The organism is Amycolatopsis ponsaeliensis (assembly GCF_030182635.1).
GTDB classification, from domain to species: Bacteria; Actinomycetota; Actinomycetes; order Mycobacteriales; family Pseudonocardiaceae; genus Amycolatopsis; species Amycolatopsis ponsaeliensis.
Genome location: NZ_JAPZLD010000003.1, coordinates 158,353 through 175,713, shown reverse-complemented (window position 1 = coordinate 175,713; position 17,361 = coordinate 158,353). Strand labels below are relative to the sequence as shown.

The following is a 17,361-nucleotide window of genomic DNA, read 5'->3' as shown; positions in this document are numbered from 1 at the left end:
GTCCGTTCGCTACCCGCCCGGCTGGACGCTCGCCTCGAAGTAGTTGGCGAGGGTGTCCGGCGTGGTCGCCTGGGCCTGGTCGTTCGAGTTCAGCTGGTAGATGAACCCCACCAGCGGCCGGTCCGAGACCGTGAACACCAGCACCGCCGACGTCCTGCCCGCGGCCGACGAGTAGTGGCCCTTGAGCCCGTTGCCGCCCCAGTCGGCCTCGGTGCGGTCGCCGCCCGCCGAGGTGAGCAGGCCGTCGGTGTACTGCTTGAGCGCGTCGGCGCCGGCGCCCTGGACGTAGGTGACCTGCGTGCCCGCCCGGCCCGGCGCGGAGCAGGTCGAGGCCACCCCGAGGTTCTCCGCCGGCGCCGCCGGGCCGTTGCCCATGCCCGGCTTGCAGTCGCCGGTGTCGGCGATCTTCCCGGCGAGCTGGCGCAGGCAGCCGGTGAGGCCCTTGTCGTCGGCCTGGCCGGGCGTCTTGCACTGGTCGGCGGTGTAGGTGGCCGTCGAGGACGACGACGTCAGGAGGAAGGTCAGCCCGGCCGCGAGCACCACGACGACCGCGACCGCGATACCGATGAACAGCTTCTTCTTCCCGCGAGGCTCCGCCTTCTCCGCGGCGGCGGCAGGCGAGTACGCGGGGAAGTTCGCCGGCACCGGCTGCGGGCCGCTGGGCGGGAAGTTCGCCGGCGCGTAGCCCGGGTACTGCGGTGGGGGCGGCGGCGCGTACTGCGGGCGGTGCGGCGCACCGGCGGCCACCGCTCCTTCGACGTTCTGCGTCCGCGCGCCGAGCCCGTCGCGGGCGACGTGCTGGGCACCGAGCGCGACGGCGGTCTCCGGCTGGTCGAGGCTGCCCGGCACGACGCCGAGCTTCTCCGCGATCATCGTGCCGACCAGCGGCAGCCGGCTCGACCCGCCGACGAGGTAGATGCCGGCCAGCCGGTCCGGGGTCAGCCCGGACGAGCGCAGCGTCCGCGAAAGCAGTTCGACGCTGCGCAGCATCGCCGGCCGGACCAGGCCTTCCAGCTCACCGCGCGTGACGAGGACGTCCTTGAACGGCTCGGGCATCGGCACCTCGGTCTGCGGGTGCCGCGACAGCGCCTCCTTGGCCGCCTTGACGTCCTCCTGCAGCGCGCGCCGGGTGCGCCTGTCCCCGGTGGACTCGGGGCGCAGCAGCCGCTGCCAGCGCTGCGGGTCGGAGTGCGAGACCTCGCGCCCGACGTGCACCATCAGCGCCTGGTCGACGTCGAGGCCCCCGAGGTCGGGCAGGCCGTCCTCGGCGAGCACGGTGAAGCCGTTCTGCGTGGCGCCGACGACGGCGACGTCGAAGGTGCCCGCGCCGAGGTCGTAGACCGCGAGCGCCTGCCCGGGGGCCAGCGACTTGCCGGGGAACGACGCGAAGTGCGCCGCCGCGGCGACGGGTTCGGGCACCAGCAGGATGTTCCGGTCCATCCCGGCGAGCCGGGCGGCCGACATCAGGACGTTGCGGCGGGTCTGGCCCCACTGCGCGGGGTGGGTCAGCCGGACCTCGTCGGGCTGCTCGCCGCCGAGCTGGCGGGAGGTCTCTTCGAGCACGCGGCGCAGGATCGCGGCCAGCGCGTCGGTCACCGGGACGACGTCGGTGCCGAGCAGCAGGGTCTGCTCGTCGATGCGGCGCTTGGGATTCGGCTCGAAGCGCGTCGGGTCGAGGCGGGCGCGGCGCTCGGCGTCACGGCCGACCATGATCGTGCCGTCTTCGGTCGCGAACACCGCCGACGGCATGTTGGCCGAGCCGTCCACCTCGACGACCCGGGGCGGCATGCCGTGCGCCGAAAGGACGGCGACGGTGTTGGACGTCCCGAGGTCCACCGACAGGATCCGCACTGCACTCCCCTTCACGAAAACCCGCCTCGACGGCGTTCGCCGTGATGCTGCCATGTGCGCGGTCACCGTGCGTGCGGACCCGCGAAAGTCACTGCTCCTTGACTTCGGCGGTGATCGCGGTGCACGATAGTTGCGCAGTTCGGTCATTCGAGTTGCACAAACTGCGCAAAGGAGCGTTCGCGATGCCGAAGCTGCTCGTCCTCGGGGACGACCTGACCGGCAGCAATGCGACCGGAGCGCTGTACGCCCGCTTCGGGCTGCGCGCGGTTTCCGTCAACGCGCCGCTCGATCCGGACGCGCCCTGCTTCCGCGCGGAAAGCGGGATCGACGCGCTGGTGGTCAACCTGGGTACCCGCCACGCCTCGCCACCACACGCCGCGCGGATGGTGCGGACCGCGATCGAGCTGGCCGGGCCGGTCGAGCTGACCGTGAAGCGCGTGGACACGACGCTGCGCGGCAACGTCGGCGTGGAGACCGAAGCCGTCCTGGCCTCGGCGCCGGACGCCCGGGCCCTGGTCGTGCCCGCGTTCCCGGACGCCGGCCGGGTCACCCTCGGCGGCCTGCACCTGGTCGACGGCGTGCCGCTGGCCGAAAGCCCCGCAGCACGCGATCCGCTGGCCCCGGTGAAGTCGTCGCGGATCCGCACGCTCCTGCAGCCCACCGGCCGGGAGATCGCCGAACTGCCGCTGGACATCGTCGAGGAAGGCGTGGACGCGGTCGTGGCCGCGCTGCGCCGGCCGGCCGGGATCGTCGTCTGCGACGCCACCACGAACCGGCACCTCACCACCGTCGCCAAGGCCGCGGCCCGGCTGGCGGCCGAGGGCACGCGGTGGATCTCGGTGGACTCGGGCCCGTTCGGCGTCCGGCTGGCCGCGGCGCTGGGCCTCGCGCCCGGCCACGGCACCGTCCCGCCGGTGCTCGCCGTGATCGGCAGCATCACCGGGCAGACCCGCGACCAGGTGCTGGAAACCGAGCTGGTGCTGGACGCCCGCTACGTCGACGTCGACCCGGAGCGGCCCGATCCCCCGTCGATCGCCGCGGCGGCAGGCGAACTCCTGGAAGCCGGGCACCGGGTCGTGGGTATCCGGACCCGGGCGCCCACCCCGGGCACGCCGGTCGATCCGGAGGTGGCCGCGAAGATCCCGCCTGCACTGGGGGAAGCCGCCCGGCTGGTGCTCGGCGGGCACCGGATCGGCGGGCTGTACGCCACCGGCGGCGACATCGCCGTCGAAGTCACGAAAGCACTCGGTGCCGAGGGCTTCGAGATCGACACCGAAGTCCTGCCCCTGGCGGTCGCCGGGAGGCTCTCCGGCGGCCCGCACACCGGGCTGCCCTTCGCCACCAAGGGCGGGCTGATCGGCGGGCGCGACGCCGCCGTCGCCTGCCTGGAACACCTGAACCACGTGCTGGCCACCGGAAGGAACAACCCGTGAGCGACCTCCCCATCCTCGCCGTCACCCTCGGCGACCCCGTGGGCATCGGCCCCGAGATCGCCCTCAAGACGCTCGCCGAGCCCGAGTCCCTGCAGCTGGCGCGCGGGGTGGCGGTCGGTGACGCGATCGTGCTGGAACGCCTGGTCCGGCACCTCGGCCTGCACCTGGAGATCAACCCGATAGCCACGGTCGCCGACGCGCGGTTCACCACCGGCGTGATCGACATCCTCAACCTCGGCGTGGTCCGGGAAGACCTGCCGTGGGGCGAGGTCAACGCGACGGCGGGCGCCGCTGCCGTGGGCGCGATCGAGGTGGCCACCCGGCTCGCGCTGGCCGGCGAGGTCGACGCGGTCGTCACCGCGCCGATCAACAAGGAGGCGATCTGGGCGGCGGGCTCCCAGCACCTCGGGCACACCGAGATGCTCGGCGAGCTGACCGGCTCGACCCGGTTCAACACGATGTTCTGGGTGTCGGGGCTGAAGATCTTCTTCGCCACGCGGCATCTTTCGCTGCGCGAAGCGATCAACCAGATCACGCGGGAGAACATCGAACACGCGATCCGCGAGGCGTACACCGCGCTCGAGGTGTTCGGCACCGAGAAACCGAGACTCGCCGTGGCGGCGCTGAACCCGCACGGCGGCGAGAACGGCAAGTTCGGCGACGAGGAGATCATCGCGATCGCGCCCGCGGTGGCCGCCGCGCGGGTCGCCGGGCTCGACGTGGTCGGCCCGATCCCCGCGGATTCGGTGTTCCACCAAGGGATCCAGGGCCGGTTCGACGGCGTGCTCTCGCTCTACCACGACCAGGGGCACATCGCGTCGAAGACGTACGACTTCGACGGCACGGTCTCGGTGACGGTCGGCCTGCCGATCCTGCGCACGTCGGTCGACCACGGCACGGCGTTCGACATCGCCGGCACCGGCCGCGCGTCGCACGGCACGATGGTCGCGGCGTTCAAGGCCGCGGCGACCCTGGCGCCGTACGCGCGGAAGCTGCCCGCCATCTACCCACCGAACCGATGACGGCTGCGGTGCCGGCGGGGGTGCCCCGCAAGCGCTGGGCGTACGTCATCCCGGTCGCGGTGGTCATGTACATGCTGGCCTACCTCGACCGCACGAACGTCGCGGTGATCCTGCCCTACATCGGCGACGACTTCCCGTTGTCCGCCAGCGCGAAGGGGCTGGCGAGCGGCATCTTCTTCATCGGCTACCTGGTCCTGCAGATCCCGGCGGCCGTGCTGGCGGTGAAGTGGAGCGCGCGCAAGACGGTGCTGCTGCTGATGATCGCCTGGGCGGTCGCGGCCGTCCTGTGCGGCCTCGTGCAGAACGAAACCCAGCTGCACCTCGCGCGGCTGCTGCTCGGGTTGTTCGAGGGCGGTGTGTGGCCGGCGGTGCTGATCCTGCTGGCGTCGTGGTTCCCGCAGGCGGAACGCGCCCGGGCGAACGCGCTGTGGATGACCTGCCTGCCGATCTCCGCGATCGTCATGTCGCCGCTGTCCGGGCTGATGCTCGACCACATGTCCTGGCGCTGGGTGTTCGTGATCCAGGGCCTGCCCCCGCTGCTGTGGGCCGTCGTCTGGTGGTTCGCGGTGGCGGACCGCCCGGCGCAGGCCCGCTGGATCTCCGCCGAAGAACGCGAGTACCTCGAAAGCACCTTGAAGGCCGAAGAAGAGGCGAAGCCCGCGTTCGCGAAGCAGGGCTACCGGCAGGCACTGGCGAACCGGCAGGTGTGGCTGCTGATCGGCGTCTACTTCTTCTGGATCACCGGGTTCTACGGCTTCAGCCTGTGGTTGCCGTCGGTCGTGAAGACGATGACCGGCGGCTCGGCCACCGCCGTCGGCTTCCTGTCCGCCGTGCCGTACGTCCTGGCGCTGGCCGGGATGGTGGCGTGCGCGCACTGGTCGGACCGGACCGGCAACCGGCGGCTCGCCGTCGCGGTGCCGCTGGTCGTCGCCATCGCCGGGCTGCTGCTCGGCAACCTCGTGCACTGGCCGGCGGCGGTGCAACTGGTGCTGCTCTGCGTCGTCGCGACCGGCGTCTACATGCCGTACGGGCCGTTCTGGGCCATCCCCAGCCGGATCCTCGGCATCGAGGTCGTCGCCGTGGCGATGGGCCTGATCAACGCGCTGGGCAACCTCGGCGGGTTCGCCGGGCCCTACCTGGTCGGCTGGCTCACCGACGTCACCGGCAGCCCGACCACCGGCTTCGTGGTCCTGGCCGCGTTCCTCGCCGTTGCCGCCGGGCTGGCGTTCTTCGGGCTGAAACCGTCTCTCGTGGAAGACTCGGCGCATGTCCCAGCCTCGACCAGGCACCCGTGACCGGCGCGCGATGCTCCTGGAGGCCGTCCGCGACGGCTCGGGCGGCATCGCGGAACTGGCCGAGGAGTTCGGCGTCTCGGAGTCGACGATCCGCCGCGACCTCGCCTCGCTCGCCGGGGCCGGGCACGTCGTCCGCACCTACGGCGGCGCGCTCGACACCGAACGCAGTCCGCTCGAGAAGGACCGCGAGCACGCGGCGGCGAAGGACGCCATCGCCCGGGAAGCCGCCGCGCTGGTGCGCGACGGCGAGGTCGTGCTGCTCGACGCCGGCACGACCACCGGCAGGCTCGCCCGCCACCTCGCCCACCGCGAGGGGCTGACCGTCGTCACCAACGGCGTCAACGCCATCCGCGAGCTCGCGGGCTTCGCGGGGATCGACCTGATCGTCCTCGGCGGCCGGGTCCGCCACCCCAACGAAGCGATCCTGGGCGAGAGCGTGCTGGCCCAGCTGCGGCACATCTCACCCGACCGGGTGTTCCTGGGCGCGGACGGCCTGGTGGCCGAGCGGGGCCTGTGCTGCCCCTCACTCGAGCAGTCGGTCGTCAAGCACGCGATGCTGCACGCGGGCGGCGAGGCGTACGTGCTGGCCGACCACTCCAAGCTGGGCCAGGCGCCCTTCTCGTACTGGGCGCCGCTCGACCGCGAGTACCGGCTGGTCACCGACGAACCGAAGGTCGACGTCATGTACCCGCAGTTCGCCCAGAGCGTGATCCTGGCGGGCACGCCGGAAACTGTCGGTGCTCCCGCGCATGATGGACGACGTGGCAGTTGACGTGCTCGACCTCTTCTCCCCCGCGACCCGCGACTGGTTCGCGGGGGCCTTCGCCGCGCCCACCGCGGCGCAGGAAGGCGCCTGGCGGGCGGCGCACGCGGGCGAGCACGCCCTCGTCGTCGCGCCGACCGGCTCCGGCAAGACGCTGTCGGCGTTCCTCTGGGCGCTGGACCGGCTGTCGGTGGAGCCGCCGCCGGCGGAGGCCACGAAACGCTGCCGGATCCTCTACGTCTCCCCGCTGAAGGCGCTCGCCGTCGACGTCCAGCGGAACCTGCGCGCGCCGCTCGCCGGCATCTCGCAGGCCTCGCGGCGGCTCGGGCTCCCGGTGCCGGAGATCGAAGTCGGCATGCGCACCGGCGACACCACCGCGGCCGAGCGCCGCTCGTTCGGCAAGACCCCGCCGGACGTGCTGGTGACCACGCCGGAATCGCTGTTCCTGATCCTCACTTCGTCGGCGCGGGAGTCGCTGCGCGGCGTCGAGACCGTGATCGTCGACGAGGTGCACGCGGTCGCCGGCGGCAAGCGCGGCGCGCACCTCGCGCTGTCGCTGGAACGGCTCGACTCCTTGCTCCCCAAGCCGGCGCAGCGGATCGGGCTGTCGGCGACGGTCCGCCCGGTCGACGAGGTGAGCGCGTTCCTGGCCGGCGGCCGCCCGGTGCGGGTGGTCCAGCCGAAGCTGGCGAAGACCATCGATGTGCGGGTCGAGGTCCCGGTCGAGGACATGAGCAACCTCGACGCGCCGCGCGGCGGGCCCGCGCCGAGCCCGCTCGACGAGCTCGAGTCGCTGACCGAGGCGTTCCCGCCCGGCGACATCGCGCCGGGCGGCCTGGGCACGCTGGAGGAGATCGCCGGCAACCCGGTGCAGCGGCCGTCGATCTGGCCGGCGGTCGAGGAACGGGTGCTGAGCCTGATCCGCGACCACCGCTCGACCATCGTGTTCGCCAACTCGCGCCGGCTCACCGAGCGGATGACCGCCCGGCTGAACGAGCTGGCCGCCGAGCAGACCGAGCTCACGCCGGCCGACACGTTCCCGGCCGACGCCGTCGGGCAGTCCGGGGTCAGCACCGGCGCGCCGCCGGTCATCGCCCGCGCGCACCACGGGTCGATGTCGCGGGAGCAGCGCACGCACGTCGAGGAAGACCTCAAGTCCGGGCGGCTGCCGTGCGTGGTGGCGACGTCGTCGCTGGAGCTGGGCATCGACATGGGCGCGGTCGACCTGGTGGTGCAGATCGAGGCGCCGCCGACGGTGGCGTCCGGGCTGCAGCGCGTCGGCCGGGCCGGGCACCAGGTCGGCGCGGTCTCCTCCGGGGTGATGTTCCCCAAGTTCCGCGGCGACCTCGTGTCCTGCGCGGTGGTCGCCGAACGGATGGCGAGCGGCGCGATCGAGGCGGTCCGCTACCCGCGCAACCCCCTGGACGTCCTGGCGCAGCACGTCGTCGCGATGGTGGCGCTCGAGACGTGGACGGTGCCGGACCTGGCGGCGCTGGTGCGGCGGGCGGCGCCGTTCGCGTCGCTGCCGGACGACGCGCTGCACGCGGTGCTCGACATGCTCGCCGGCCGGTACCCGAGCGAGGAGTTCGGCGAGCTGCGGGCCCGGATCACCTGGGACCGCATCGCCGGCGAGCTGCGCGGGCGGCCCGGCTCGCAGCGGCTGGCCGTCACCTCCGGCGGCACCATCCCCGACCGCGGCCTGTTCACCGTGATGACGCCGGGTGGGGACGACAAACCCGGTTCGCGCGTCGGCGAGTTCGACGAAGAGATGGTCTACGAGTCGCGCGTCGGCGACACCATCCTGCTCGGCACGTCGTCGTGGCGGATCACCGACATCACGCACGACCGGGTCATCGTGGTACCCGCGCCGGGCGAACCGGCGCGGATGCCGTTCTGGAAGGGCGACGCGCCGGGCCGTCCGCTGGAACTCGGCCGGGCGCTGGGCAAGTTCGTCCGCGAACTGTCCACAGCGGACGATCAGAAGGCGCGCGAGCGAGCTGCCGCGGCGGGGCTGGACGAGCGGGCGTGCGACAACCTCCTCGCGTACCTGACCGAACAGAAGTCGGCCACCCGGCACGTGCCGAACGACCGGACGATCCTGCTGGAGCGCTACCGCGACGAGCTGGGCGACTGGCGGATCATCGTGCACTCGCCGTTCGGCGCGCAGGTGAACGCGCCGTGGGCGCTGGCCATCGCCGCGCGGCTGCGGGAGAACCGCGGGGTGGACGCGCAGGTCGCGCACTCCGACGACGGCATCGTGCTGCGCCTGCCGGACGCGCTCGACGCCGAGGGCGGCGACGTCACGATCGGCGCGGACGACATCCTGCTCGATCCCGAAGAGGTCGAGCAGCTGATCGTCGCGGAGGTCGGCGGCTCGGCCGTGTTCGCGGCGCGGTTCCGGGAGTGCGCGGCGCGATCGCTGTTGCTGCCGCGGCGGGACCCGCGGCGGCGCACTCCCCTGTGGCAGCAACGGCAACGCGCGTCGCAGCTGCTGTCGGTCGCGTCGAAGTACGAGCGGTTCCCGGTCGTCCTCGAAGCGATGCGGGAGGTGCTGCAGGACGTCTACGACGTGAGCGGGCTGCGCGAGCTGATGGCCGACGTCCGGGCTCGCAAGGTCCGGCTGGTGGAGGTCGAGACGCCGGCCGCGTCGCCGTTCGCGCGCAGCCTGCTCTTCGGCTACGTCGGGATGTTCCTGTACGAGACCGACGCGCCGCTGGCCGAGCGGCGGGCGGCGGCGCTGTCGCTGGACTCGGGGCTGCTGGCCGAACTCCTGGGCACCGAGGCGATCCGCGAGCTGCTCGACCCGGAAGCCGTGCGCGAGGTGGAACGGTCGCTGCAGCGGCTCGACCCGGATCGGCACGCGCGCTCGGCGGAGGACGCCGCCGACCTGTTGCGGTTCCTCGGCGACCTGACCGTCGAAGAGGCGGCCGAGCGCGGGAGCCAGGCGGAGTGGCTCACCGAGCTGGAGGCGGCGCGGCGGGCGATCCGGGTGCGGATAGGCGGCACGGAACGGTTCCTGGCGATCGAGGACTCCGGCAAGGTGCGGGACGCGCTGGGCACCGCGCTGCCCGTCGGCGTTCCCGAGGCGTTCACCGAACCGGTCGCGGATCCGCTCGGCGACCTGCTGTCGCGCTACGCCCGCAGCCGCGGGCCGTTCGCCGCGGCGGCCGTGGCCGCGCGGTTCGGGCTCGGCGCGGCGGTCGTCACCGGCGTCCTCGACCGGATGACCGGGGAAGGCCGCCTGGTGCGCGGCGAGCTGAGTCCCGTCGGGCATCCGGACACCCACGGCGTAGGTGTCGAATACTGCGACTCCGCGGTGCTGCGGCGGCTGCGGCGGGCGTCGCTGGCGAAGCTGCGGGCCGAGGTGGAGCCGGTCGAACCGGCGGCGCTGGGCCGGTTCCTGCCGGCGTGGCACGGGTTCGGCGGCCGCGTCCGGGCGGCGCCGACGGCGGACGACGTGCTGTCGGTGGTCGAGCAGCTCGCCGGGGCGCCGTTGCCGGCGAGCGCGGTGGAGTCGCTGATCCTGCCCGGCCGGTTGCCGGGCTACTCCCCCGCGTTGCTGGACGAGCTGACGACCGCGGGCGAGGTCACGTGGGCGGGCTGCGGCGCGCTGTCCGGCGGGGACGGCTGGATCGCGCTCGCCCCCACCGACGTCGCCGACCTGTTGCTGCCGGAAGTCGTCGAGGACATCCCGACCGGCCCGCTGCACGACGCGCTCGTGTCCACTTTGGAGGGTGGTGCGCTGTTCTTCCGCCAGCTGGTGGACCGCGCGAGCGTGCTGGTGGACAAGGCGCCGGACGACGCCGAAGTCGTGGCCGCGCTGTGGGACCTGGTGTGGGCCGGGCTGGTCACGGGCGACACGCTGGGGCCGTTGCGGGCCCAGGTGGCCGGGCACGGCGCGCACAAGCCGCGGCGCCAGGCTCCCCGCGGCCGGTACGCGCGGTTGCGGGCGGGGCGGCCGCAGATGCCGTCGCGGTCGGGGCCCCCGACGGTCGCCGGCCGCTGGGCGCTGACGCCGGTCCGCGAAACCGACGCGACCCGGCGCGCCCACGCGCGGACGGAGGCGTTCCTGGAGCGCCACGGCGTCCTGACCCGCGGCGCGCTCGACACCGAACGCGTCACCGGCGGGTTCTCGGGGATCTACAAGGTGCTGCGCGGCATGGAGGACACCGGCCAGGTGATCCGCGGCTACGTCGTGGAGGGGCTGGGCGCGGCCCAGTTCGCGGCGAAGGGGGCGGTGGACCGGCTGCGCGCGCTGTCGGGTCCGGGCCGCCCGGCGCCCGGCCGCGCGGTGGTGCTGGCAGCGGCGGACCCGGCCCAGCCGTACGGCGCGGCGCTCCCCTGGCCGGCGGCGACGGGCGACACGAAGCACCGCCCGGCCCGCAAGGCCGGTGCGCTGGCGGTGCTGGTGGACGGGGTTCCGGCGCTGTACGTCGAGCGAGGAGGCCGGTCACTGCTGAGCTTCACCGAAGAACGGCAACCCTTGGCGGACGCCGCGCAGGCGCTGTCGGCCGCGGTCCGGGAGGGCTGGCTGGGCCAGCTGGCGGTCCAGCGCGCGGACGGCGAGCAGGCACTGACGTCGGAGCTGGCGGAGGTCCTGCGGGAGGCCGGTTTCCGGGCCACGCCCTCGGGTCTGCGCCTGCGGGCCTAAGCTGCCAGTCCGACACGCACGAAGGATGTTCTGCTCATGGCCATGCGCGAGCTGCGCTATTTCGGGGACCCGATCCTCAAGTCCGTCTGCGACCCGGTCACGGTGTTCGACGCGAAGCTCGAGGCGCTCGTGCGGGATCTGGTCGACTCGGTGAAGCCGGCGGGACGCGCCGGGCTGGCCGCGCCGCAGATCGGGGTCGGGCTGCGCATCTTCAGCTACGACGTCGCCGGGCTCGCCGGGTACGTCGTCAACCCCGAGATCGTCGAGCTGTCCGAGGAGACACACGAGATCGACGAGGGCTGCCTGTCGGTGCCGGAGCTGTGGTTCCCGACGAGGCGCGCGAAGCACGCGAAGGTCCGGGGCGTCGACATCCACAACGAGCCGATCGAGGTCGAAGGCGAAGAGGTGCTGGCCCAGTGCCTCCAGCACGAAACCGACCACCTCGACGGCGTGCTCTACCTGGACCGCCTCACGGCCGAGCGCAAGAAGACGGCCATGCGCGAAGCACGCGACAAGGACTGGTTCTGGAAACGCTGACCAGGCCCCGGCTTCACCCCGGCAGGAACATCCGCAGCTGAGTGCCCTCCTCGAGGGAGCGTTCCGTGCGCAGCCCCGCCCGGGCCGCCGTCCGCGGCAGCACATCGTCGCCGGGGAGGCAGTCCGCCCTCAGCTCCGCGATGCCCTGAGCCTCCGCGAGCGTCGCCACCCTGGACAGCAGGGCCGTGCCGATGCCCTGGCGCTGCCAGTCGTCCTCCACCAGCAGGGAAATCTCGGCGCCGCCCGTCGCGGACGGGATCAGCTGGGCCAGGCCGATCACCTCGCGGCCGAAGACCGCGAGCACGCTCGTGCCACGCGGGGGCACCAGCAGGCGGTGCAGCCAGCGGCGCGGGACCGTCCGGACGCCCGTGTGGTAGCGGCGGAAGAGCGTCGCCGTCGAGCAGCGGCGGTGCAGTCCGGACACCGCTTCGGCGTCGGCGGGGACGCCCTTGCGCAGGACGATCGCCGCGCCGTCCGGGCGGTTGAGCACCACCGGGCCCGCGACGTTCCGCTCCGCCGCGGTCAGCAACGTCACCAGTGCTTCGGCGCGGGTGAGCTCCAGCTGGACGAACGGTGCCCACTGGCGCCGTGCCACCAGCGCGTCCCCGCCGCCCAGCGCGAACACCGCCCGGTGCCCGCTCTCGGTGCGGGCCGGGTTCGCCTCGGCCGTGGGGACGCGCGTGACCACGTCCGCGGCCAGCACGTCCTTCAGCACCTCGGCGAGGCGGGCCGGGTCGTCGACCGCCCGGCGGGCCGCGAGCAGCGTCGACGACGCCGGGTCGACCAGCTCGTGGACGTCGGCGTCGATGATCGCCGTGCACTCGCAGCCCTCGGCGCGGATGGCTTCGGCCAGGTGCCGCCGGGGCAGGCCGGTCGCCGGGCGCAGGACGATCTCGTCGAGCACGCCGCCGGGCACGGGCAGCACGGCCAGGCCGAGGATGTTGCACTCGAGGTCGGCGAGCCGGATCGCGATGCGGGCGAGGGTGCCGGGGTGGTCGTGCATCCGGATCCGGACCCGCCACGCGGACGGCGCGTCCGCCACGTCGACGGCGGCCGCCGGGCCGACCTGGGGCAACGCTCTGGAGGTCTCCATGCCACCACGGTCCCGCGCGGTTGTTGCCGGGCCAGGACGCCGGTGTTTCGCGCAGGTCAGCGTTGGCCGTGACCCGGCAACCCGGGCGAAACACTCGTCAGCCAGGATCGCAGCTCGGTCGCGACGGTGACCGGGGCGTCCAGCTGGATGAGGTGACCGGCGGCGGCGACCGGGGTGAACGTCGCGCCGCGGATGCCCGCGGCCAGCCGCTCGCCGATCGGGGCCGGGATCCACGTGTCCTCGGCACCCCAGAGCACGCGCACCGGGAGATCCACCCGGCCCAGTTCCGCCTCGTTCTCGGCCAGGTAGCGCTCGTCGTACGCGGCGATCTGGCGGTAGAACGCCGGCTGGCCTTCCTCCCCGAGCCACGGCGCGGTGAGCTCCGCGAGGTCGGCCTCCCGCAGTTCGCGGAAGCTCGCGTTGCCGATGTAGGCCCGGACCAGCGCCTCGTGGATGTACGGCGGCACCTGGGCGAGCACGTCCGGGTGCTCCTTGACGAGCTGGAAGAACGGCGAGCCCGACGGCGGGATGGCCACGGCGTCGGCCAACAGCAGCGACGCGTACGGCACGCCGTGGACCAGGTGGGCACGCAGCGACACGGCACCGCCGTAGTCGTGGGCGACGACGTGCGGCCGGTCGAGGCCCCAGTGCGCGAGCAGCGCCCGGAACGCCTCGGCCTGGACGCCGAAGTCGACCGGGTGATCCGCGTCCTTCGAGGACCGGCCGTAGCCCGGCATGTCCCAGAGGTAGACGGTGAAGTCTTCGCTCAGCGCTTTGGCGAAGGGCCGCCACAACGCCGACGACCACGGTGTGCCGTGGCAGAACACCACCGCCGGGCCGGATCCGGCCCGGTCCCAGGCGATCCGGCGCCCCTGCCACTCGAAGATCTCCATGCTCCCAAGCTAGGTCAGCGCGGGGTCAGTACGCAGAACTCGTTGCCCTCCGGGTCCATCAGCACGCGCCACGGCAGGGCCGGCCCGCCGAGGTCCGCGGGCGCCGCACCCGCCGCCACGACCTCCGACACCGCCTCCGCGTGCTCGGTACCCGACGGCGGCGCGACATCGAGGTGCACCCGGTTCTTGACGCTCTTCACGTCGTCGTTGCGGAGGAACTCCAGCCACGGCCCGCGGCCCGACGGCGCGCGCAGCCCCACCAGGACGTCGCCTTCGCGGGCGCCGACCGGCCAGCCGGTGAGCCGTGTCCAGAAGTCCGCCATGCGCTCCGGGTCGTGGGCGTCGACCACGATCGAAGCCACGGCACCCGACGCGTACCGGTCGCGGGGCTCGAGGACGCAGAATTCGTTGCCCTCCGGGTCGGCCAGCACGACCCACGGCACGGCACCCTGCCCGAGGTCGACCCGGCGGCCGCCGAGTTCCAAGGCGCGCGACACCAGCTCCGCCTGGTGCGAGAGCGACGTGCTCGCCAGGTCCAGGTGGATCCGGTTCTTCACCTCCTTGGCCTCGGGTACGGGCACGAAAACGAGGTCGAGGTCCCAGCCGTCGGTCTCCGGGGCGCGCACGTCGACCTCATCCGGCTCCTCGACGGCGACACACCAGCCGAGCAACGCGGCCCAGAAGTCCGCCAGGACCCTCGGTCGCGCCGCGTCGATCACCAGGTTCACCAGGCGCGTGGTCATGCGGCGCAGGCTAACCGCCACCCCCGACAGTTCCGGTTCGGCTTCCCCACCGGCCGGATCATCGGGTCGCGAGCCGCATCAGCGCCCAGAGCTGGGCCGCCTGGTCGTGCACTCCCCGCACGGTCACCGAGGTCAGGGACGACCGGCCCCACAACCACAGGTAGATCCGCCCGGGTTCGGCGGCCGTGACGACGTCGTCCGCGGTCTCGGCCTCCTCGGCCGAGCAGCGCCAGGCCTCGGTCGACTCGGGCCCGGCCCGCGCGATCCAGCTGTGCGCGCCGGTGCGCACGCCGACCGAGCCCGCTTTCGTGCCGGTCAGCCCCAGCATCGGCAGCTTGTGCCCGAACCAGAGGGTCAGCGCCTCGTCGATGCCGTCGATCGCCAGGTCCTCGGCGACGCCGCGCTGCTCCGCGCCCGCCGCCTGCTCGACGTCGACGCGGTGGACCAGCGTCTCGTGCAGCATCCGCCGGCGCCAGAACCCGTAGGTCTGGTCGGCCGGCCACCACGTGTCGGCGCGCTCTTCGGGGTCGTGCGCGGCCAGCTCGTCGAGCAGTTCGGCCAGACCGGTCTCCAGGTACGCGGCCAGGCTCTGGCCCGGCTCGGGGTCGCGCTGCCAGTCTTCGGGGTTGCGGCCTTCGGCGAGCCGGCGCCGGACCATCCGGTAGAGGCTGCCGACGTGCCGGGCCACTTCGGCGGCCGACCAGCCCGGGCAGGCGGGCACCGGCGCTTCGGCGGGTGCCGCGTGGACGGCCTCGGCCAGCACGCGGCCTTCGATCCCCAGCGCCGTGAGCAGCCGCCCTCGGTCGACCGGGCCGTGCTCACGCGACATGGGCTTCCCCGGTGATCGGGAGGCCGTGCACCAGGCGGCGGACCAGTTCGAGGAACGACGCGGCGGCCCGCACCAGCTCGGCGGCCGACTCGGCGGTGACCTTGCCGGTGATCCCGGCCTGCGCGGCGGCGCGCGCGGCCGAGTTGCCCGCGAAGAAGGCCGACCACTCTTGAAGTTCGGGGGCGACGGAGTCGAGCAGCACCCAGGTACTGGCCGGCCGAGCGCGACCCCGGTGCGGACGCCCCCGCGCGGCGAGCACGGCGGCGGCGCCACGGAGGGCGGCGAGGTAGGCACCGATGAAGCGCTCGGCGGGAGCGGTCTCCCGCTCGGCCTCGGCGAGCCCGCGCCGGGCTTGGGCGAGCAGGCCGGCCGCAACGGGTGCTGCGGGCGGGCGAAGGGACATGGGCAGCTCAGGCTGGCTCCGCTCAGCGTGGGCGGCGGGTTCCCCATCGGCGGCGGGCGGGCGCAGGGAGGCCGGGAGCTGGGCCTGCGGGGAGTCCGCGGTGGGCGGGCGCAGCGAGGTCGGCAGCTCGGACTGGCTGCGACCAGCATCGGCAGCGGGCGAACCGGACTCCGCATCGGCGGTGGGCGGGCGCAGCGAAGCCAGCTGCTCCGGGTCTGCCGCCGGCACCGGCGAGTAGGACATCGGCAGCTGGACCTGCTCAAGCTCCGCACCGGAGGTGGGCGGTCGCTCCGACGCCGGCAGATCGGACTGACCGGCATCCGCGACCGGCGGCCGAAGCGACATCGGCAGCTCAGGCTGCCCCGCGTCAGCCACCGCCGACGAGCGCAGCCGGCCCTCTCCGGCGGCCGTCGGGCGGGTCCGGCGGGGGCGGCCGTGGTGGGTGCCGGCCGCTGCCGGGGTCACCGGCTGGCGCAGCGGCATGGGCAGCTGCGGCTGCCCGGACTCCGTGGGGGACACGACCTTGACGGACATGACGACCCTCCTCCTGCGCGGGGTGAGCCCGATCGAGTACCCGGCGGCCGGACGCTTCCCCCGCCCGCCGCCGGGCACCTGACCGGTGCGCGCTCACCGATGTCGAACGTCTGTTCGAACAATTTCCAGAGTAACCCCGACCCGGTGTCCGCTCAACCCCACGGGTGGAATCCCCGGACGTGGTGCGGGACACCAGGTCGGTGGCGTGATCTCATAGGTTCATGAGTTCGCTGGACCACCCCGCCGTCGCCAAGGTGGCGGCCGCGCTGGCCGAAGCCGGGCAGCACGCCGCCGCCGAGGGCATCCGCGTGCTGCCCGCCGAGGTCCGGACCGCCGCTCAGGCGGCCGAAGCGCTCGGCGTGCCCGTGGGGGCCATCGCCAACAGCCTCATCTTCCGCCTGGGGTCCGACAAAAAAGCGCTCCTCGCGCTCACCTCGGGCGCCCATCGCGCGGATCCGGCCACCCTCGAGCGGCTGGCCGGGGCCGGAATCGGCAAGGCCGACGCCGACTTCGTGCGGGCGCACACCGGGCAGCCGATCGGCGGGGTCGCCCCCACCGGGCACCCGGGGCCGCTGCCGACGCTGGTCGACACCGCGCTGCGCGCCCACGACGTCGTGTGGGCCGCCGCCGGGCACCCCAAGACCGTCTACCCCACCACCTTCGCGGAGCTGGTCGCCTTGACCGGGGGCACCCCGGGCGCGCTCAGCGGCGCGGAGGAAGATGGACAGCCGTGACCGCGATGCCCGCCGGCTGCTCCCGCTACGTCCAGCTCTCCTCGGACGAGTTCCGCGCCCGCCTGCCCGAGGCGCTGGACATCTACGTCCGGGCGATGCGGTACCCGGCCGGCACCGCCGAGCAGCGCGCGCCGATGTGGCTCACCCACGCACTGCGCGAGGGCTGGCGCTGCATGGCCGCGCTCGACGCCGACGACGTCCTGCTCGGGCTCGCCTACGGCTACCGCGGCCGGGCCGGGCAGTGGTGGCACGAGCAGGTGCGCCACGGCCTGAGCCGCCGCTTCGGGCCCGAAGCGGCGGAGCGCTGGCTGTCGGACTACTTCGAGCTGACCGAGATCCACGTCAAGCCGGAGAACCAGGGCCACCAGATCGGCGAGGACCTGCTGCGCGCGCTGCTGGACGGCGTGCCGAGCGCGAACGTCCTGCTGTCGACGCCCGAGGGCACCAGCCGGGCGTGGAAGCTCTACCGGCGCACCGGGTTCGTCGACGTCCTGCGCGACTACCACTTCGCCGGCGACCCGCGGCCGTTCGCGATCCTCGGGCGGGCACTGCCCCTCGACTCGCGCTGAGCCGAGGGGCA

The 17,361-nt window shown here is 73.6% G+C and carries 14 protein-coding genes; 8 read left to right on the top strand and 6 right to left on the bottom strand.

The genetic code is table 11. The annotated features are described in order from the left end of the window. Positions 1-9: 9 nt before the first annotated feature. Complete coding sequence (locus QQ657_RS06080; protein WP_284741064.1) at positions 10-1,851, bottom strand: Hsp70 family protein; 1,842 nt, start codon at positions 1,849-1,851, stop codon at positions 10-12. A gap of 182 nt (positions 1,852-2,033) precedes the next feature. Between QQ657_RS06080 and QQ657_RS06075 the strand changes: the two genes are divergently transcribed. From QQ657_RS06075 to def, 6 genes are read left to right on the top strand one after another with little or no spacing between them, the layout of a single operon-like run. Then, on the top strand, positions 2,034-3,284 hold the full coding sequence (locus tag QQ657_RS06075; protein ID WP_284741063.1) for a four-carbon acid sugar kinase family protein: 1,251 nt from the start codon (positions 2,034-2,036) through the stop codon (positions 3,282-3,284). Then, positions 3,281-4,306, top strand: coding sequence for a 4-hydroxythreonine-4-phosphate dehydrogenase PdxA (gene pdxA, locus QQ657_RS06070; protein ID WP_284741062.1), 1,026 nt, complete (start codon positions 3,281-3,283; stop codon positions 4,304-4,306). The genes QQ657_RS06075 and pdxA overlap by 4 nt, the downstream gene beginning before the upstream one ends. Further along, positions 4,303-5,601, top strand: a complete 1,299-nt coding sequence (locus QQ657_RS06065; protein WP_284741061.1) for an MFS transporter — start codon at positions 4,303-4,305, stop codon at positions 5,599-5,601. Before pdxA ends, QQ657_RS06065 begins: the two co-directional genes overlap by 4 nt. Then, positions 5,573-6,373, top strand: coding sequence for a DeoR/GlpR family DNA-binding transcription regulator (locus QQ657_RS06060; protein ID WP_284741060.1), 801 nt, complete (start codon positions 5,573-5,575; stop codon positions 6,371-6,373). The genes QQ657_RS06065 and QQ657_RS06060 overlap by 29 nt, the downstream gene beginning before the upstream one ends. After that, positions 6,351-11,015: a DEAD/DEAH box helicase gene (locus tag QQ657_RS06055; protein ID WP_284741059.1), complete on the top strand. Its 4,665-nt coding sequence runs from the start codon at positions 6,351-6,353 to the stop codon at positions 11,013-11,015. Before QQ657_RS06060 ends, QQ657_RS06055 begins: the two co-directional genes overlap by 23 nt. A gap of 36 nt (positions 11,016-11,051) precedes the next feature. Beyond that, positions 11,052-11,552 carry a peptide deformylase gene (gene def / locus QQ657_RS06050; protein ID WP_284741058.1) on the top strand — a complete coding sequence of 167 codons (501 nt, stop codon included), beginning with the start codon at positions 11,052-11,054 and terminating at the stop codon, positions 11,550-11,552. A 13-nt stretch (positions 11,553-11,565) separates the two neighbouring features. Here def and QQ657_RS06045 read toward each other — a convergent pair whose 3' ends face one another. Genes QQ657_RS06045 through QQ657_RS56935 form a run of 5 tightly spaced genes read right to left on the bottom strand, consistent with a single transcriptional unit; the run spans position 11,566 to position 16,047 of the window. Continuing rightward, positions 11,566-12,645, bottom strand: coding sequence for a GNAT family N-acetyltransferase (locus tag QQ657_RS06045; RefSeq protein WP_434056720.1), 1,080 nt, complete (start codon positions 12,643-12,645; stop codon positions 11,566-11,568). 56 nt (positions 12,646-12,701) lie between these two features. Beyond that, positions 12,702-13,538 carry an alpha/beta fold hydrolase gene (locus tag QQ657_RS06040; RefSeq protein ID WP_284741057.1) on the bottom strand — a complete coding sequence of 279 codons (837 nt, stop codon included), beginning with the start codon at positions 13,536-13,538 and terminating at the stop codon, positions 12,702-12,704. Positions 13,539-13,552: 14 nt separating this feature from the next. Then, entirely contained in the window at positions 13,553-14,281 is a 729-nt protein-coding gene (locus tag QQ657_RS06035) for a VOC family protein (protein WP_284741056.1), read from the bottom strand. Positions 14,282-14,339: 58 nt separating this feature from the next. Further along, entirely contained in the window at positions 14,340-15,110 is a 771-nt protein-coding gene (locus QQ657_RS06030) for a maleylpyruvate isomerase family mycothiol-dependent enzyme (protein WP_284741055.1), read from the bottom strand. Beyond that, positions 15,100-16,047: an SAV_6107 family HEPN domain-containing protein gene (locus QQ657_RS56935; protein ID WP_284741054.1), complete on the bottom strand. Its 948-nt coding sequence runs from the start codon at positions 16,045-16,047 to the stop codon at positions 15,100-15,102. The genes QQ657_RS06030 and QQ657_RS56935 overlap by 11 nt, the downstream gene beginning before the upstream one ends. 221 nt (positions 16,048-16,268) lie before the next feature. Between QQ657_RS56935 and QQ657_RS06020 the strand changes: the two genes are divergently transcribed. Together QQ657_RS06020 and QQ657_RS06015 are read left to right on the top strand one after the other, a co-directional pair. Next, complete coding sequence (locus QQ657_RS06020; protein ID WP_284741053.1) at positions 16,269-16,781, top strand: YbaK/EbsC family protein; 513 nt, start codon at positions 16,269-16,271, stop codon at positions 16,779-16,781. Then, complete coding sequence (locus QQ657_RS06015) at positions 16,778-17,350, top strand: GNAT family N-acetyltransferase (RefSeq protein WP_284741052.1); 573 nt, start codon at positions 16,778-16,780, stop codon at positions 17,348-17,350. The genes QQ657_RS06020 and QQ657_RS06015 overlap by 4 nt, the downstream gene beginning before the upstream one ends. Positions 17,351-17,361 lie beyond the last annotated feature (11 nt).